This is a genomic window from Gilliamella sp. Choc5-1 (assembly GCF_001690595.1).
Lineage (GTDB): Bacteria > Pseudomonadota > Gammaproteobacteria > Enterobacterales > Orbaceae > Gilliamella > Gilliamella apicola_M.
The window spans coordinates 44,840-60,511 of the sequence record NZ_LZHH01000016.1; the positions used below are offsets into that span (position 1 = coordinate 44,840).

The following is a 15,672-nucleotide window of genomic DNA, read 5'->3' on the forward strand; positions in this document are numbered from 1 at the left end:
CTACTTATTTCTTCTTAGCTTTCTTATCAGCCGCATGGCCGCGATAAGTACGAGTCGGCGCGAATTCACCCAATTTATGACCAACCATTTCGTCGGAAACATAAACTGGAACGTGCTGACGACCATTATGGACAGCGATGGTCAAACCGATCATGTTAGGAAAGATCGTTGAACGACGGGACCAAGTACGAATTGGTTTCTTGTCCCCGCTTTCCACCGCTTTCTCTACCTTCTTCAGCAAGTGTAGGTCAATAAAAGGACCCTTCTTGAGAGAACGTGGCATAGCTAATCCTCTATATTAATTATTTCTTATTGCGACGGCGAACAATATACTTATCAGTACGTTTGTTGCTACGCGTTTTCAATCCTTTGGCTTTTTGACCCCATGGAGACACAGGATGTTTACCAAAGTTACGACCTTCACCACCACCATGTGGATGGTCTACCGGGTTCATTGCTGTACCACGAACAGTAGGACGAACACCACGCCAACGCGTTGCACCCGCTTTACCTAATACGCGAAGCATATGCTCTGAATTACCAACTTCACCAATAGTGGCACGACAATCAGATAATACTTTACGCATTTCACCTGAACGTAGACGTAATGTTACATAAGCACCATCACGCGCAACGATTTGAACATAACTACCAGCAGAGCGAGCAAGTTGTCCGCCTTTACCTGGTTTCATTTCAATATTATGCACGGTAGAACCGACTGGAATATTGCGCATTGGTAAACAGTTACCTGTTTTAATTGCTGCATCAACACCAGATTGGATCTGATCACCTGCTTTTAAGCCTTTAGGCGCTAAAATATAACGGCGTTCACCGTCTTTATATAAAACCAATGCAATATTTGCACTACGGTTTGGATCATATTCCAAACGTTCAACAACTGCTGGAATACCATCTTTATTACGCTTAAAGTCGACAATACGATAATGTTGTTTATGACCACCACCAATATGACGGGTAGTGATACGACCATTATTATTGCGACCACCAGTTTTGCTTTTTGAATCAAGCAACGGTGCATAAGGTTTACCTTTATGCAACTCTGGGTTAACCACTTTAACAACGTGGCGACGACCCGGAGATGTAGGTTTACACTTAACAACTGCCATTGTTCTTACTCCTCCGAATTACTCAGCGACGCCAGCAAGGTCTAAATTTTGACCTTCTGCTAAAGTAACGTAAGCTTTTTTCCAGTCGCTACGGCGACCGATTTGTTGACCACGACGTTTAACTTTACCTTTAACAACAAGTGTATTAACGTCATCTACTTTAACTTCAAATAGTTGTTCAACTGCGGCTTTAATCTCTCTCTTAGTAGCATCTTTAGCAACTTTCAATACTAATGTATTTGTTTTTTCCATTGAAATAGATGCTTTTTCAGAAACATGTGGTGCTCGCAGGACTTTAAGCAGACGCTCTTCACGAATCATGCTAACATCTCCTCTACTTGTTTAACGGCATCAACTGTGATAACCACTTTGTCAAATGCAATCAAACTAACTGGATCAATACCTGCCACATCACGCACATCAACTTTATGTAAGTTACGTGCTGCTAAGAAAAGATTTTCATCAACTTCAGAAGCGATAATAAGAACATCATTAAGATTCATATCGTTTAATTTCTGAGTTAATAATTTAGTCTTAGGTGCTTCAACAGTAAATGTTTCAACCACAACTAAACGTTCTTGACGCACTAATTCAGAGAAAATACTCTTTAATGCACCACGATACATTTTACGGTTAACTTTTTGGCTATGATCTTGTGGTTTTGCTGCAAATGTTACACCACCACTGCGCCAGATTGGGCTCTTAATTGAACCTGAACGAGCACGACCGGTACCTTTTTGACGCCATGGTTTTTTACCTGAACCAGCGATTTCTGCACGAGTTTTTTGTGCGCGAGAACCTTGACGAGCAGCAGATGCATAAGCAACAACTACTTGATGAACTAACGCTTCATTAAACTCACGTCCGAAGGTAGTTTCGGAAACAGAAAGCGCTTTCGCGTCTTTTACTACTAATTCCATCTCTATCTCCTCGACGTTAAGCCTTGATTGCCGGTTTAACAATTACGTCACTATTGATTGCACCTGGTACTGCACCTTTAATTAATAAAAGGTTACGTTCTGCATCAACACGTACAATATCTAAGTTTTGAACAGTTACACGTTCATTACCTAGGTGACCTGCCATTTTACGACCTTTGAACACTTTACCTGGGGTTTGGTTTTGACCAATAGAACCATGACCACGGTGTGCCAAAGAGTTACCATGAGTAGCATCTTGAGTACGGAAATTCCAACGTTTAGTAACGCCGGCAAAACCTTTACCTTTAGATGTTCCAGTAACATCAACTTTCTTAACGTCAGCGAAGATATCAACGTTAATACTTTGACCTACAGAAAATTCGCCTTCTTCAAAACGGAATTCCCATAGACCACGACCAGCTTCAACGCCAGCCTTAGCGAAATGACCTGCTTCAGGTTTGTTTACGCGGCTTGCTTTTTTGCTGCCAGTAGTAACCTGAATAGCTTGATAACCATCATTCTCAAGTGTTTTAACTTGAGTAATGCGGTTGCTTTGAACTTCAACTACGGTGACAGGAATAGAAACACCATCTTCAGTGAAGATACGCGTCATTCCTACTTTACGACCGATTAAACCAATCATTGTTTCGACCTCTCAATCATTCAGCTTAGGATTAACCTAAACTGATCTGCACATCAACACCGGCAGCAAGGTCTAGACGCATTAAAGCATCAACTGTTTTTTCAGTTGGCTCAACAATATCAACTAGACGCTTATGAGTGCGAATCTCGTACTGATCACGCGCATCTTTATTTACGTGTGGAGAAATCAATACAGTGAAACGCTCTTTGCGTGTCGGTAATGGAATAGGACCACGAACTTGCGCACCTGTGCGCTTCGCAGTTTCTACAATTTCAGCAGTTGATTGATCAATCAAACGATGATCAAACGCTTTTAACCGGATACGGATTCTTTGGTTCGACATGAGACCAGAGCTCCATTATTTAAAAGTTATAACAAAAGACTACTCCTCTTACCCTGTTTCGATTGACAGGAGAGTGTAATCCGTTCTTTTTCGTAACCCCCAAATCGGGAGTATTGTTGATATAATTAGCTATTTTTTATATAACAATTATATCTTTTTCTCATTTGCTTACATAAAGGCAATAAACAAAGTGAGCCGATTATACTCTGTTAGTTAACTAAAGGCAAGAAATAAATAAAGATATTTGGGTTTAAAGATGGGAAGCTTTTTCTGGTTATTAATTTACAATTACCAAATTTCAATCAAATAACCAGATTTAATGTTATTTTTATATTAACCCATAATGGATAATCATTATGATAACTTACTAATGATCTTCTTTGGCATGATTAAGGCTATATCTTGGGATTTCGACCTCTAAATCTTCATTCGTGACACGAGCTTGACAGCTTAAACGACTATGCGGTTCAACTCCCCAGGCTTTATCTAACATATCATCTTCTTGCTCATCGCTTGCTTCAAGCGAATCAAATCCCTTACGCACAATACAGTGGCATGTTGAACAAGCACATGACATTTCACAAGCATGCTCGATTTCAATATCATTGCGCAATGCCACTTCTAAAATGGATTCGCCTTCTTGGGCATCAACAGTTCTTCCATCTGGACAAAGCTCCGCATTCGGTAAAAAAGTAATTTTTGGCATAATAATCTCGTTAGTTAAATATCATCAACGTTATGGCCAGTTAACGCATGTCGAATTGACCTATCCATTCGCTTAGCTGCAAAATTTTGTGTTACTTTATCAACAATTTTAATTTGTTTTTCAATTGCATAACTGTCATTTGACTCACTTACAGCTTGTAATTGATGCTTAGCAATTAAAATATGGTTTAGTTCACTTTCATCTAATAAGTCAGCATCTTTATCTAAAGCACTTTGCAAGCTTTCAAGCACTCTGGCTGCCTCAACTTTTTGTTCAGCAAGTATTCGAATCTGTTTATCTTGCTCTGCGTAACTGATTGAATCTTGAATCATATCGGCAATTTCATTATCAGTCAGTCCATATGAAGGTTTTACTTGGATAGCAGCTTCAATACCCGTTGATTTTTCCATTGCTGTTACACTTAATAAACCATCAGCATCAACTTGGAAAGTCACCCTAATGTGCGCACCACCGGCAGGCATTGCTGGAATACCTTGCAGAGTAAAACGAGCCAAAGATCGACAATCAGCAACACTTTCACGTTCTCCTTGTAAAACATGAACCATCATCGCGGTTTGACCATCTTTAAAAGTGGTAAACTCTTGAGCTCTTGCACACGGAATTGTACTATTACGTGGAATAATTTTTTCGACCAATTCACCCATGATCTCAATGCCTAACGACAATGGGATCACATCAAGCAATAACATATCTGAATCGGGTTTATTGCCAACCAAAATATCGGCCTGAATAGCTGCACCAATAGCAACTACTTTATCAGGATCGATAGATATCAAGGGATTAGTTTTAAAATAATTCCCTACTAATTCTCGCACTAATGGCACACGAGTAGAGCCGCCAACCATAACAACTTCAACTACTTCATCCATATTAATCTCGGCATCTTTTAATGCACGGCGACAAACAGCTAAAGTGCGTTTAACCAATGGCTCAATTAATTGTTGAAATTGCTGGCGAGTAATAGTCAAAGATTGATTATCCAGAGAAAATACAGCTAAATCTTGCTCACTTAATAAAATCTTTATTTCGGTAGCTTGGCTACTGATTTTTTGATTAATATAAGGATCTATATTATTAGTTAATCCTAATTTCTCTTTTATATGGTCAACAAGTAGCCGATCAAAATCATCACCACCAAGTGCTGAGTCACCGCTAGTTGCTAGAACCTCAAAAACACCTTTATTTAAGCGTAAAATAGAAATATCAAAAGTACCGCCACCTAAATCATAAACAGCGATTATACCTTCCTTCCCTGAATCTAAACCGTACGCAATCGCAGCGGCTGTAGGTTCATTAAGTAGGCGCAATACATGCAAACCAGCTAATTTGGCAGCATCTTTTGTTGCTTGCCGTTGTGCATCATCAAAATAAGCTGGCACAGTAATAACCACACCATCAATTTCACCTTGTAAACTCTCTTTTGCTCGCTCAGCTAACGCTGTCAAAATTTCTGATGAAACTTGTATTGGATTTACTTGCTCATTAGGCAAATTTAATAAAGGAACACCATTTTCAGTTTGTGAAAAAGTATAAGGAAATTGTGATAAATCTATATCAGATAAACTTCGCCCCATTAATCTCTTAATAGAGCTAACTGTATTTTGCGGATCATTCACAGCATTATCTTTGGCATTTTTTCCAATCGTGATAACAGAGTTATCATCATGATCGATGCCATAATGCACAACGGATGGCAATAGCGGATTACCTTCTAAATCAGGCAATACCTCTGCTTGTCCACTTCGTACCGTTGCTACTAATGAATTAGTTGTACCAAGATCAATTCCTACAGCAAGGCGGCGCTGATGTGGTAGTGGAGTTTGTCCTGGTTCGCTGATCTGTAATAATACCATTTAATCTATCTCTATCGATATGTTACTTATCTTAAATTATAAATCAAATTGCTTTTCTTGTAACTTTTCGATTTGTTCAATCAATCTGGCAAGATAGCGAATTTTATAGATCTGATTAAGTGCTTTTGACCAATCTTGATTAGTAATAAATTGTAATAATTCGTTATAAACTATCTTTTGACAAGCAACAATCTCAGCATAAAAATCATCTAATAATTCAAAATTATCTTTACGTTCGATATCATCAAGTCTTTCACGTAAAACAAATTGCTCCATTAAAAAATCAGTATCATGAATAATACTTTGTTCAGTTGCTACGTCAAAACCTTGTAGAGATAAAAAATACTCAGCGGCTTTAATTGGATTTTTTAACGTATGATAACCATCATTAATGATTGCTGACTTTTGAACAATTGCCACTTTATCAATATCGTTTCCAACAGCAAAATTATCTGGATGATATTGCTTTTGCAATTGCTGATAATGAGTTGTTAGTTGAGCGACATCCACCGGCAATTGAGCTGGCAAACTAAATAGCTCGAAGTAATTAACCATAATTATTGTGCCCGATTACACATTAAAGCTTTCGCCACAGCCACATTCGTGCTTCGTATTAGGATTATTAAACTTGAAACCTTCATTTAATCCTTCTTTAACAAAATCAAGTTCAGTACCATCAATATAAACTAAGCTTTTTTTATCCACGATAACTTTGACATGTTTATCTTCAAAGACACTATCATCATCATTAATCACATCGGCAAACTCTAAAACATAAGCCATACCAGAACAACCAGATGTTTTAACACCTAATCGTAACCCAACACCCTTTCCGCGATTAGCCAAAAAAGCTTGAACACGATCAGCTGCGCTATTAGTCAATGTGATTGCCATTAACGTTGTCCTTTTTTGGTTTTGTAGTCATCAATAGCAGCTTTAATTGCATCTTCCGCTAGAATTGAACAGTGAATTTTAACCGGAGGTAAAGCAAGTTCTTTAGCAATATCCGTATTTTTGATAGCTTCTGCTTCGTCTAATGATTTACCTTTTATCCATTCTGTAACCAAAGAACTTGATGCAATTGCACTACCACAACCATAAGTTTTAAACTTAGCATCTTCAATAATACCGTTGTCATTCACTTTGATTTGTAGACGCATCACATCACCACACGCTGGTGCGCCAACCATACCACTACCAACATTAGGATCATTTTGATCAAACGAACCAACATTACGTGGGTTTTCGTAATGATCAACAACTTTTTCACTATATGCCATAATTTACTCCCAATTTTAATGTGCTGACCATTTAATCTTTGTTAAATCAACGCCATCTTTAAACATTTCCCAAAGCGGGGATAAATCTCTGAGTTTACCTATTGATTGTTTAACTAACTTAATAACATAATCAATTTCTTCTTCGGTTGAAAAGCGACCAATCGAAAAACGGATTGAACTATGCGCAAGCTCATCATTAAGTCCTAATGCTCTCAAAACATAAGACGGCTCTAAACTAGCAGATGTACAAGCCGAACCAGATGAAACAGCTAAATCTTTCAAAGCCATCATCAAAGATTCACCTTCAATATAAGCAAAACTAACATTTAAGATATTTGGCACACTATGCTCTAAAGAACCATTAAGATAAACTTCTTCAATATCTTTTAAGCCGTTCCATAAACGATTCTTAAGCGCCAACAAACGTGGCATTTCAGTTGCCATTACCTCTTTAGCGATATGATATGCTTCACCCATACCAACAATTTGATGTACAGGTAAAGTACCAGAGCGCATACCCCGCTCATGTCCACCACCATGCATTTGAGCTTCAATACGAACACGAGGTTTACGCCTTACATAAAGTCCACCAATTCCTTTAGGACCATAAATCTTATGCCCCGAAAACGACATCAGATCGACTTTTAATTTTGTTAAATCAATTGATAATTTACCCACACTTTGCGTTGCATCAACGTGAAAAACAATGCCTCTTTCACGGCACATCTCACCAATTTTTTCGATGTCTTGTATTACACCCGTTTCATTGTTGACATGCATAATTGATACAACGGTTGTATCACTACGCATAGCCGTTGCAAGTTTATCAAGATCAAGGATCCCATCGGATTCTGGCGTTAAATAAGTTACTTCATAACCTTCTCGCTCAAGCTGGCGGCAAGTATCAAGCACAGCCTTGTGCTCAGTTTTACAAGTAATAATGTGCTTACCTTTGGCTTGATTAAAATGAGCTGCACCTTTAATTGCTAAATTATCAGCTTCAGTTGCCCCTGACGTAAAGACGATTTCGCGTGAATCAGCACCAATAAGATCGGCAATTTGATTACGGGCAATATCAACCGCTTCTTCAGCTTGCCAGCCAAATTTGTGGGAACGAGATGCTGGGTTACCGAATATACCGTCTGGCGTTAAATACTGCATCATTTTTTCAGCAACTCTAGGATCTACAGGCGTTGTCGCTGCATAATCCATATAAATAGGTAGTTTCATTAATTACTCCCAATGAAAAATTCTGTATTCTGTATTCTATTTTTATTAATTAATTTGAACGTGTTGTATATTACTTTGTCGGCTAGCAACAGCTTTAACTTCTTTATTATTGACCAATTCACTCAATGTAATGCTAGTTAAAAAGTCCTCAATTCGTTCACTTAAATCATTCCACAGTGTATGGGTTAAACATCTAACACCGCCTTGACATCCATCTTGCCCATGGCACTTTGTTGCATGAACTTTTTCATCTACAGCTTTAATAATTGAGCTAATAGCAATTTGATCCATACTACGGCTAAGAATATAACCACCGCCAGGGCCTCTAACACTTTGCACTAAACCATTTTTGCGTAACCGAGCAAATAATTGCTCAAGATAAGAAAGCGAGATTTCTTGACGTTCTGAAATATCGGCAAGAGATACCGGACCAGAATCAGCATGCAATGCGACATCAAGCATTGCTGTCACCGCGTATCGCCCTTTTGATGTCAGTTTCATTGAGCATTCCTTTATATATGCGTATGCTTATTGTATATATCCTTTCTATTTAGTCAAGTATTTAGTTGAGTATTTTAGTAGGAATTAAGCTATGGCTCTTATCGACGAATCATAGCTTAATATGCTAATCTAATAAACTAAATTCACATGGGAGTTAAAGGATGAAATTACTATTACGTTATTTTTTGATAATTAGCCTATTGTCCACAGGTAACATTTACGCAGATAGTTCTCTAAAAGGACGAGAAAATTATCAAATATGGCTTAATTCATATCAATCACTTAACTTTGAAGAACAGCAAACATTGCTCTCTACCATAAAAGATTACCCATTATATCCTTATGCTGCTGTACAGTTTTTTCAGAGTAATATTAAAATCGTTTCACCACAAATGGTAAGCAATTTTGTCAATCAATATAATGATTTTCCGCTAACAGCTTCATTAACACAATCTTATTTAACCGAATTAAGCAATCGCCAAGATTGGAATTCCATCATTTCATTCCCAAAAGATAACTCCATACTATCTAATTGTCGTTATCAATATGCATTACTACAACAAGGAAATAACGAGGTTGCTTTTAGCACTGTTGAATCACTTTGGATGACAGGCAAAGAACTTCCTTCTGCATGCGATCCATTACTCGACGCTTGGGCTCAAGCAGGTAAACGGACAGCTAATTTAATACTATTGCGTATCGAACTTGCTATTGAAGCAAATAATTTAAAATTAGCCAAGCATCTAGCTAACTTACTTGATGACAACTACAAAACAACCAAAATCAATTTACTAGCAGTTCTTAATAATCCTAAAAAATTAGAAGATTTTTCAAAAAATATTAAAGCTAGCTCTTTCACTAAAAAAATTGTATTAGCATCATACCCTCGCTTAGTAAAAGCTGATATGAATTTAGCTGCAACATTATTACCAAAATTAGTTAAACAGCAGACGTTAAACAAAACAGAGCAAGTAGCATTACAAAAAAGTTTGGCTAACAGTTACTTCAAAGATTCTGCAACTGACGAACAAATAAAATGGCGCGATAACTATATAGCGAAATATCATGATACAACTTTAGTTGAAAAGCGTATCCGCCTTGCTATTGATGACTATAACTTCTCAGACATCGCTTATTGGATAGCACAACTATCGCCAGAAGATCAACAAAAAGAAGACTGGCAATATTGGCAAGCTAGAGTTTTATTAAATAATAATAAGAAAAGTGAAGCTAACAAAATTTTGCAAACACTCACAACCAAACGTGGGTTTTATGGCATGATAAGTGCACAAACACTTAATCAACCTTATTCAATCAATAACCAATCTCCAAAGATTACACCATCAGAAATATCAACGTTAAAAAACAAATACAATAATCAACCTTATGTAAAAAGAATTAACGAATTACGTTATTTGGGAATGCTGCCAGAATCAAATTACGAATGGCGATATATGCTAAATAATCAAAAAAACAAAAATGAATACTTACCATTAGCTCAATATGCTTTACAAAAAGGGTGGGGTGATCTTAGTATTCAAGCAACCATTGCTGGCAAACTTTGGGATAACTGGACAGAACGTTTACCAATTATGTACAAAGATTTATATAACAATGCATTAAAAGATAAAGCTATTGGGTTATCTTATGCTTTAGCTATTTCTCGTCAAGAAAGTGCACTTGATACTACCGCCAAATCACCTGTCGGCGCCAGTGGGTTAATGCAATTAATGCCAGCCACAGCAAAAGAAACAGCTAAAAATGTTAATTCAGTAACTTATATTTCATCAGCACAATTATTTGATCCTCAAACAAATATACAGTTAGGCACTACCTATTTAAACACTGCTTATCTACAAAATGATAAAAATCGTATATTATCTTCAGCCTCTTATAATGCTGGTCCAAATAATGTTAAGCGCTGGCTAAAAAAGAGTAACGGAAAACTTGATGCAGTAGCATTTATCGATAGTATACCGTTTACTGAAACACGTAATTACGTCAAAAACGTATTGGTATATGATTATATTTATCAAGTAATCTTAGGGCAAAAAAATGTCAATTTTCTTAGTTCAAATGAATTTAATAAACAATATTAGGTGATTATAATGAAAACTAACGAATGGCAACAAACAGTTGAATTATTACACCAAGCATTTAACGATGGTTATTCACTGGATATATTAAAACTACTAATGACTGCCGATGAGAGAGATGCTTTAATTACTCGAGTTAAAATTGTACATTCATTACTCGATGGTTCAATCAATCAACGCCAACTTAAAGAACAACTAAAAATTGGTATTGCAACAGTAACAAGAGGCTCTAATAGCCTAAAAGAAGCAACTCCAGAATTTAAAAAGTGGTTAGAAAAAATTTTATTAAACTCAGATAACTAAATAACTCAGTCAATATCTAATAGCCGATTTTTATATCATATTATAGTTATAAACTTGATTGGATATTGACTTCACTATCAGCAACAACTGGCACGCAATAATTGCACTCCATACGTTTAATATCCTTAACCGATTCGATACCTCCATCGTGAAGATTTTTATGAATTTCAATTATGTAACTAGAATAACGTAAACGCACTTTTAATGCTGGCATAGCCGCTAAATGTACCCGAGAAATAAAATCGATAAACTTGTCTGGCGAACCAATATATTTAAAACAAAGATATAATCCCCCTTCACTAACAAACTCCTCAATATGCTCAATATCATTATTATGATCTAAAGCAATTGTATAAAATAACTCTTGTTCATTAGCATTATCTTTACTTTTCAATATACGACTAAAAGCATAAATTTTATCAGGTAGATTTTCGAATTTATTATTACAGCGTGATATATAATTATGAAAAAATTCAGTTCTTAGCTTATTTTCTTCATCTAATAATTGGCTCAAATTACAATTATTCTTAAATGTAATACCCCAAAACGTTTGTTTGGGCATATTAACAAATCTTGGTTCAGGTAATAAAAGTTGATTTTTATTCAACTCAATAGCAGGTGTTAATCCAGTAGGATCCCAAAATTCACCTCGCCTATAACTTGCGGGTGTTTCATTAAATTGTTTTTTAAAAGATCGAGTAAAAGTTTGTTGAGAATCAAAACGATATTGCATCGCAATATCTAAAATAGGCTTACTTGTCATGCGCAAAGCAAGCGCAGCATAAGTTAAACGGCGATGACGGATATAAGTACCAAGTACCTGACCGGTTACCTCTTTAAACATACGTTGTAAATGCCATTTAGAGTAACCTGATTTTTGGGCAACATGATCGATAGACAATGGTTGCTCTAGATTTTTTTCAATCCAAACGATAAGATCTGAAATAATACTAACTTGATTCATAAAACCCCATCAGAATGTCAAATGGCAAACGTCATCCGATTATGACTCAATCCTAGCAATAAGCAAGGCTTAAATAAAATTTATTTTAGCAAAAAGAATGTGATCCAGATTGATGTTCAGTAATATCTTTTACACCAGCTAGTTCAGGAAATTCTGCCATTAATTGTTTCTCAATGCCTTCTTTTAAAGTGTAATCGACCATTGAGCACCCATTACATCCACCGCCAAATTGTAATATAACATAATTATCGTCAGTTAATTCAACCAAACTAACATGCCCTCCATGGTTAGCTAATTGAGGGTTGATTTGCGCTTGGATTACATAATTAACACGCTCAATAAGCGGAGCATCATCTGCGACCTTTTTCATTTTTGAATTTGGCGCTTTTAGTGTTAATTGCGAACCTAATTCATCTGTCACATAATCAATAACAGTTTCATCTAAAAATGGCGCACTAATTTCATCAATATAAACTGAAAAATCGGTATACTTTTCCTCAATATCACTATCTTCCACCGTATCAGCAGGACAATACGAAACACCACATTCAGCACTAGGCGTACCTGGATTAATAACAAACACCCGAATTTGTGTTCCATCAGGTTGATTAGCAAGCAATTTTTTAAAGTGTTGTTGAGCTGACTCAGAAATAGTGATAATAGACATAACCCCTCACTTTAATGTCATTAGGTAATTAATAAACCCAATATCATTTATAATATAATAATAGTTGACTAACTTTCTTGGTTATTATAGGCGTTGTTTAGGATTTTACAATACTGTACGGCATAAACAAACGACTTGAACGCTCGTTGCACCGCATTTTTTTAATTGTTGGCTAATGACATTGATTGTATTACCTGTTGTGACAATATCATCAATAAGCATTATCGATTTATTTGAAAGATCTTGATGACATATAAAAAGCGCGTCAACATTAGCAATCCGTTCGGTAAGAGACAGCCTTTTTTGATCTTGCCCACTTTTGTTCCGAGACAACAAATAAGGATAAAAATCACGATTTAACCATCTAGCAATTGGCTTTGCCAATAAATCAGCTTGATTAAAACCACGAGACCAATAACGAATATGATGCAAAGGCACACAAGTCACCAAATCAGGTTTAGCTAAAGTATCGTTTTCTCGCCGTTGATACCAAGCTAAAAACATCAATCTTGCTAATGCTGTACTTAATTCGACTTTATTGTAGAACTTTAAATGATGAATTAATTTTTTTAGCGGATTAACATAGTCAGAAACCGCAATAAGCTCATCCCAATAAGGCTTATTAACACGGCATCGATAACAAATATCAGTTGGTAAAGAGTGTGGCAAACAGCATTGATGACAAATTTTATTGAATTTTGGTAAATTATTAACACATTGACAACAAATGCCGTGATGAGGCAAAAATAAAGGCATATCACACAAAATACATCGCATAAAATTCAATATATTTATTTGCAAAATAAGTTTCAGGAAACATCAACATAATAAGTTAATTGGCTTTGCCATTTTATACAATTCAACATTTTTACGAGCTATAACTCAAAAAATCATCTGATTTTTCATAATAATATTCAAAATAATTAAATATTCGGTATAATCAACTACCTCATTTTTGGAGCAAGGAATTAATACATGAAAAAAATTAAACTGTTATTTATCACCATATTGCTAACGTTGTTTTCTAGCATTACTTTAGCTGACACCAAAGTATTATTACAAACCAGCATGGGTGATATTGAAATTGAACTAGACAGCGAACATGCGCCGATTACTACCAAAAACTTTCTTGATTATGTAAATAGTGGATTCTATGAAAATTTAACTTTCCATCGCGTTATCCCTGAGTTTATGATTCAAGGAGGTGGTGCTGATGATCAATTAAAATTCAAAGAAACTAATCCAGCAATTAAAAATGAAGCCAACAACGGTTTAAAAAATGATCGTGGCACCATTGCTATGGCAAGAACAAGTGAAGTAGACAGTGCTACTAGCCAATTTTTTATCAATGTCGCCAACAACGATTTTCTTAATTACCAATCACCAATGCAATATGGTTATGCAGTATTTGGTAAAGTTATTAAAGGAATGGACGTAGTTGACAAAATTGTGGGCGTAGAAACTAAGCGCGTAGGACCTCACCAAAATGTTCCAATTGAGTCAATTTACATAAAAAAAACCATTGTTATTAAAGAATAATAAGACAGCAACTATAGATAATTATTGCAATTTTTTAATAAGAAATGATCTAATAACAAAACACCTCTGCAAATGAAACAACTGCAGAGGTGTTTATCCAAATAATGCTAGCCTACATTTACAACTATCATCTCCAAACTATTTTAATGCTATTAATAAGTTTGCCAGAGTTCTCACTCCAACGCCCGTGGCCCCTGTTGCCCATAAAGCTGTGGCACTTTTACGGAATGTTGCTGAACAATCAATATGTAGCCAATTTTTTTGATAATTTTTAATAAAATGCGATAAGAAAGCCGCAGCAGTACTTGCCCCAGCAGTATTAGGTATACCTGAATTTGCTATATCAGCAAATGATGATGGGAATTGCGAACGGTGAAATTCGGCTAATGGTAATCGCCAAAAAGCTTCATGCTCAATATCGCTACTAGCTAACAATTGGCTAGCAAAGTTATCATCAAACGAAAGTAATGACTGATAATCATTCCCCACCGCAATCTTAGCCGCTCCAGTCAGTGTTGCACAATCAATAATATAATGAGGCTGATCATTATCAGCACAAATTAAACCATCAGCCAAAACTAGTCGCCCTTCTGCATCAGTGTTATCAACTTCAACCGTTTTACCGTTACGGTAATGAATAATATCGCCTAACTTAAACGCATTGCCGCTCACTAAATTATCCGCACAACATAGATAAAGCTTAATACGTTGATTTAAACCGCGCGCAATGGCTAATGCTAATGCACTTGTTACTAACGCAGCCCCACCCATATCTGAGCGCATTGACTCCATAAAATTACTTGGTTTTAAACTATATCCTCCTGAATCAAAGGTAATACCTTTACCAACTAAACAGGCTGTTATCGGTGAATTAGGGTTTTGGGTTGGGTTATAATCTAGTTCAAGCAAAGCCGCTGGCCGATCCGAACCTTTTCCAACCGTATAAATGCCCATATAACCTTGCTCTCTTAAAGCTTCACCTGAAATGATGTTGTAAGTCACAGCAGATGAGTAAGTGCTAATTAACTTAGCTGCTCGTGTGGCTAACTCAACAGGACTTAATGTTTCGGCTTGTTCATTAATAATATCCCGACACCAATCAATAATTTCTATACGATGTTTCAATTCTTGTTTGTCTTTGGTGTTGAGTTCTGACCAAGTTACTTTTGTACTTTTTTTGGCATTACGATAGCCTAACCAAAAATGCCAACAAGCTTCGATATCCCAATTTTCACCGCTTAGTTTAACCGAATTTATTCCTTGGTTATCTAACTTTCGACCTGCACGTTGAATCGCCCCTAAGCGATGTTCCGGTTTATAATGAATAGTAATCGCCTCGTTAGAAAAACTCAGCAATGCATCTTTTCCCCACTGTTTTGGTGCAGGTTTATCAGTTAGTAAAACAGATAACATCGACATAGTAAAAACCTCAAAAAATTGATAAACAACATAACAATGAATTAATTCTAATCAGAAACA

Annotated in this window: 20 protein-coding genes; 3 read left to right on the forward strand and 17 right to left on the reverse strand. The window is 36.2% G+C overall.

Going from position 1 to position 15,672, the window contains the following annotated elements; all coding sequences use genetic code 11:
* Positions 1-4 precede the first annotated feature (4 nt).
* The 13 genes from rpsS to iscR all read right to left on the reverse strand — a co-directional run bounded on the left by rpsS (position 5) and on the right by iscR (position 8,624).
* The gene (gene rpsS, locus A9G35_RS01315; RefSeq protein ID WP_024496505.1) at positions 5-283 is read right to left on the reverse strand and encodes a 30S ribosomal protein S19; all 279 of its coding nucleotides are present in this window, start codon (positions 281-283) and stop codon (positions 5-7) included.
* Positions 284-302: 19 nt separating this feature from the next.
* Complete coding sequence (gene rplB, locus A9G35_RS01320; RefSeq protein ID WP_065561019.1) at positions 303-1,127, reverse strand: 50S ribosomal protein L2; 825 nt, start codon at positions 1,125-1,127, stop codon at positions 303-305.
* 18 nt (positions 1,128-1,145) lie between these two features.
* A complete protein-coding gene (gene rplW / locus A9G35_RS01325) occupies positions 1,146-1,448 on the reverse strand; it encodes a 50S ribosomal protein L23 (RefSeq protein WP_034885052.1) in 303 nt (100 codons plus the stop codon).
* Positions 1,445-2,047 carry a 50S ribosomal protein L4 gene (rplD, locus tag A9G35_RS01330; protein WP_034911160.1) on the reverse strand — a complete coding sequence of 201 codons (603 nt, stop codon included), beginning with the start codon at positions 2,045-2,047 and terminating at the stop codon, positions 1,445-1,447. The genes rplW and rplD overlap by 4 nt, the downstream gene beginning before the upstream one ends.
* 16 nt (positions 2,048-2,063) lie before the next feature.
* Positions 2,064-2,690, reverse strand: a complete 627-nt coding sequence (gene rplC, locus A9G35_RS01335; RefSeq protein ID WP_034911162.1) for a 50S ribosomal protein L3 — start codon at positions 2,688-2,690, stop codon at positions 2,064-2,066.
* A 31-nt stretch (positions 2,691-2,721) separates the two neighbouring features.
* Positions 2,722-3,033, reverse strand: a complete 312-nt coding sequence (rpsJ, locus tag A9G35_RS01340) for a 30S ribosomal protein S10 (RefSeq protein ID WP_006120582.1) — start codon at positions 3,031-3,033, stop codon at positions 2,722-2,724.
* Positions 3,034-3,400: 367 nt separating this feature from the next.
* Positions 3,401-3,739 carry an ISC system 2Fe-2S type ferredoxin gene (gene fdx / locus A9G35_RS01345; protein ID WP_065635364.1) on the reverse strand — a complete coding sequence of 113 codons (339 nt, stop codon included), beginning with the start codon at positions 3,737-3,739 and terminating at the stop codon, positions 3,401-3,403.
* A gap of 14 nt (positions 3,740-3,753) precedes the next feature.
* Positions 3,754-5,613: a Fe-S protein assembly chaperone HscA gene (hscA, locus tag A9G35_RS01350; protein ID WP_065635365.1), complete on the reverse strand. Its 1,860-nt coding sequence runs from the start codon at positions 5,611-5,613 to the stop codon at positions 3,754-3,756.
* Positions 5,614-5,649: 36 nt separating this feature from the next.
* Positions 5,650-6,168 (reverse strand): Fe-S protein assembly co-chaperone HscB, encoded by a 519-nt coding sequence (gene hscB, locus A9G35_RS01355; protein WP_065635366.1) that lies wholly within the window; start codon positions 6,166-6,168, stop codon positions 5,650-5,652.
* A gap of 15 nt (positions 6,169-6,183) precedes the next feature.
* Positions 6,184-6,507 (reverse strand): iron-sulfur cluster assembly protein IscA, encoded by a 324-nt coding sequence (gene iscA, locus A9G35_RS01360; protein ID WP_065561024.1) that lies wholly within the window; start codon positions 6,505-6,507, stop codon positions 6,184-6,186.
* Positions 6,507-6,893: a Fe-S cluster assembly scaffold IscU gene (gene iscU, locus A9G35_RS01365; protein WP_034911174.1), complete on the reverse strand. Its 387-nt coding sequence runs from the start codon at positions 6,891-6,893 to the stop codon at positions 6,507-6,509. The genes iscA and iscU overlap by 1 nt, the downstream gene beginning before the upstream one ends.
* Positions 6,894-6,908: 15 nt before the next feature.
* On the reverse strand, positions 6,909-8,123 hold the full coding sequence (locus tag A9G35_RS01370; RefSeq protein WP_065635367.1) for an IscS subfamily cysteine desulfurase: 1,215 nt from the start codon (positions 8,121-8,123) through the stop codon (positions 6,909-6,911).
* A gap of 45 nt (positions 8,124-8,168) precedes the next feature.
* Complete coding sequence (iscR, locus tag A9G35_RS01375) at positions 8,169-8,624, reverse strand: Fe-S cluster assembly transcriptional regulator IscR (protein ID WP_065635368.1); 456 nt, start codon at positions 8,622-8,624, stop codon at positions 8,169-8,171.
* A 161-nt stretch (positions 8,625-8,785) separates the two neighbouring features.
* Here iscR and sltY point away from each other — a divergent pair, with 161 nt between their 5' ends.
* Positions 8,786-10,723, forward strand: a complete 1,938-nt coding sequence (gene sltY / locus A9G35_RS01380) for a murein transglycosylase (RefSeq protein ID WP_065635369.1) — start codon at positions 8,786-8,788, stop codon at positions 10,721-10,723.
* A gap of 9 nt (positions 10,724-10,732) precedes the next feature.
* On the forward strand, positions 10,733-11,023 hold the full coding sequence (gene trpR, locus A9G35_RS01385) for a trp operon repressor (protein WP_065635370.1): 291 nt from the start codon (positions 10,733-10,735) through the stop codon (positions 11,021-11,023).
* A 46-nt stretch (positions 11,024-11,069) separates the two neighbouring features.
* Here trpR and robA read toward each other — a convergent pair whose 3' ends face one another.
* The 3 genes from robA to A9G35_RS01400 all read right to left on the reverse strand — a co-directional run bounded on the left by robA (position 11,070) and on the right by A9G35_RS01400 (position 13,323).
* Positions 11,070-11,987 (reverse strand): MDR efflux pump AcrAB transcriptional activator RobA, encoded by a 918-nt coding sequence (robA, locus tag A9G35_RS01390; protein ID WP_065635371.1) that lies wholly within the window; start codon positions 11,985-11,987, stop codon positions 11,070-11,072.
* 85 nt (positions 11,988-12,072) lie between these two features.
* A complete protein-coding gene (gene nfuA, locus A9G35_RS01395; protein WP_065635416.1) occupies positions 12,073-12,648 on the reverse strand; it encodes a Fe-S biogenesis protein NfuA in 576 nt (191 codons plus the stop codon).
* 111 nt (positions 12,649-12,759) lie between these two features.
* Entirely contained in the window at positions 12,760-13,323 is a 564-nt protein-coding gene (locus tag A9G35_RS01400; protein ID WP_218057159.1) for a phosphoribosyltransferase family protein, read from the reverse strand.
* Between the two features lie 306 nt (positions 13,324-13,629).
* On the opposite strand from A9G35_RS01400, the gene A9G35_RS01405 reads away from it, so the two are divergent.
* Entirely contained in the window at positions 13,630-14,193 is a 564-nt protein-coding gene (locus A9G35_RS01405) for a peptidylprolyl isomerase (protein ID WP_065635373.1), read from the forward strand.
* 138 nt (positions 14,194-14,331) lie between these two features.
* On the opposite strand, the gene pepB is transcribed toward A9G35_RS01405, so the two are convergent.
* Positions 14,332-15,612 carry an aminopeptidase PepB gene (pepB, locus tag A9G35_RS01410; protein ID WP_065635374.1) on the reverse strand — a complete coding sequence of 427 codons (1,281 nt, stop codon included), beginning with the start codon at positions 15,610-15,612 and terminating at the stop codon, positions 14,332-14,334.
* Between the last annotated feature and the right edge of the window lie 60 nt (positions 15,613-15,672).

What these genes read in the sequence shown, in the direction of transcription:
- iscA (WP_065561024.1), bottom strand. Translation starts at nt 6,507, where the DNA reads ATGGCAATCACATTGACTAATAGCGCAGCTGATCGTGTTCAAGCTTTT.
- hscB (WP_065635366.1), bottom strand. Translation starts at nt 6,168, where the DNA reads ATGGTTAATTACTTCGAGCTATTTAGTTTGCCAGCTCAATTGCCGGTG.
- rplD (WP_034911160.1), bottom strand. Translation starts at nt 2,047, where the DNA reads ATGGAATTAGTAGTAAAAGACGCGAAAGCGCTTTCTGTTTCCGAAACT.
- rpsS (WP_024496505.1), bottom strand. Translation starts at nt 283, where the DNA reads ATGCCACGTTCTCTCAAGAAGGGTCCTTTTATTGACCTACACTTGCTG.
- rplB (WP_065561019.1), bottom strand. Translation starts at nt 1,127, where the DNA reads ATGGCAGTTGTTAAGTGTAAACCTACATCTCCGGGTCGTCGCCACGTT.
- rpsJ (WP_006120582.1), bottom strand. Translation starts at nt 3,033, where the DNA reads ATGTCGAACCAAAGAATCCGTATCCGGTTAAAAGCGTTTGATCATCGT.
- iscR (WP_065635368.1), bottom strand. Translation starts at nt 8,624, where the DNA reads ATGAAACTGACATCAAAAGGGCGATACGCGGTGACAGCAATGCTTGAT.
- pepB (WP_065635374.1), bottom strand. Translation starts at nt 15,612, where the DNA reads ATGTCGATGTTATCTGTTTTACTAACTGATAAACCTGCACCAAAACAG.
- A9G35_RS01370 (WP_065635367.1), bottom strand. Translation starts at nt 8,123, where the DNA reads ATGAAACTACCTATTTATATGGATTATGCAGCGACAACGCCTGTAGAT.
- robA (WP_065635371.1), bottom strand. Translation starts at nt 11,987, where the DNA reads ATGAATCAAGTTAGTATTATTTCAGATCTTATCGTTTGGATTGAAAAA.
- iscU (WP_034911174.1), bottom strand. Translation starts at nt 6,893, where the DNA reads ATGGCATATAGTGAAAAAGTTGTTGATCATTACGAAAACCCACGTAAT.
- trpR (WP_065635370.1), top strand. Translation starts at nt 10,733, where the DNA reads ATGAAAACTAACGAATGGCAACAAACAGTTGAATTATTACACCAAGCA.
- rplC (WP_034911162.1), bottom strand. Translation starts at nt 2,690, where the DNA reads ATGATTGGTTTAATCGGTCGTAAAGTAGGAATGACGCGTATCTTCACT.
- rplW (WP_034885052.1), bottom strand. Translation starts at nt 1,448, where the DNA reads ATGATTCGTGAAGAGCGTCTGCTTAAAGTCCTGCGAGCACCACATGTT.
- hscA (WP_065635365.1), bottom strand. Translation starts at nt 5,613, where the DNA reads ATGGTATTATTACAGATCAGCGAACCAGGACAAACTCCACTACCACAT.
- sltY (WP_065635369.1), top strand. Translation starts at nt 8,786, where the DNA reads ATGAAATTACTATTACGTTATTTTTTGATAATTAGCCTATTGTCCACA.
- fdx (WP_065635364.1), bottom strand. Translation starts at nt 3,739, where the DNA reads ATGCCAAAAATTACTTTTTTACCGAATGCGGAGCTTTGTCCAGATGGA.
- A9G35_RS01405 (WP_065635373.1), top strand. Translation starts at nt 13,630, where the DNA reads ATGAAAAAAATTAAACTGTTATTTATCACCATATTGCTAACGTTGTTT.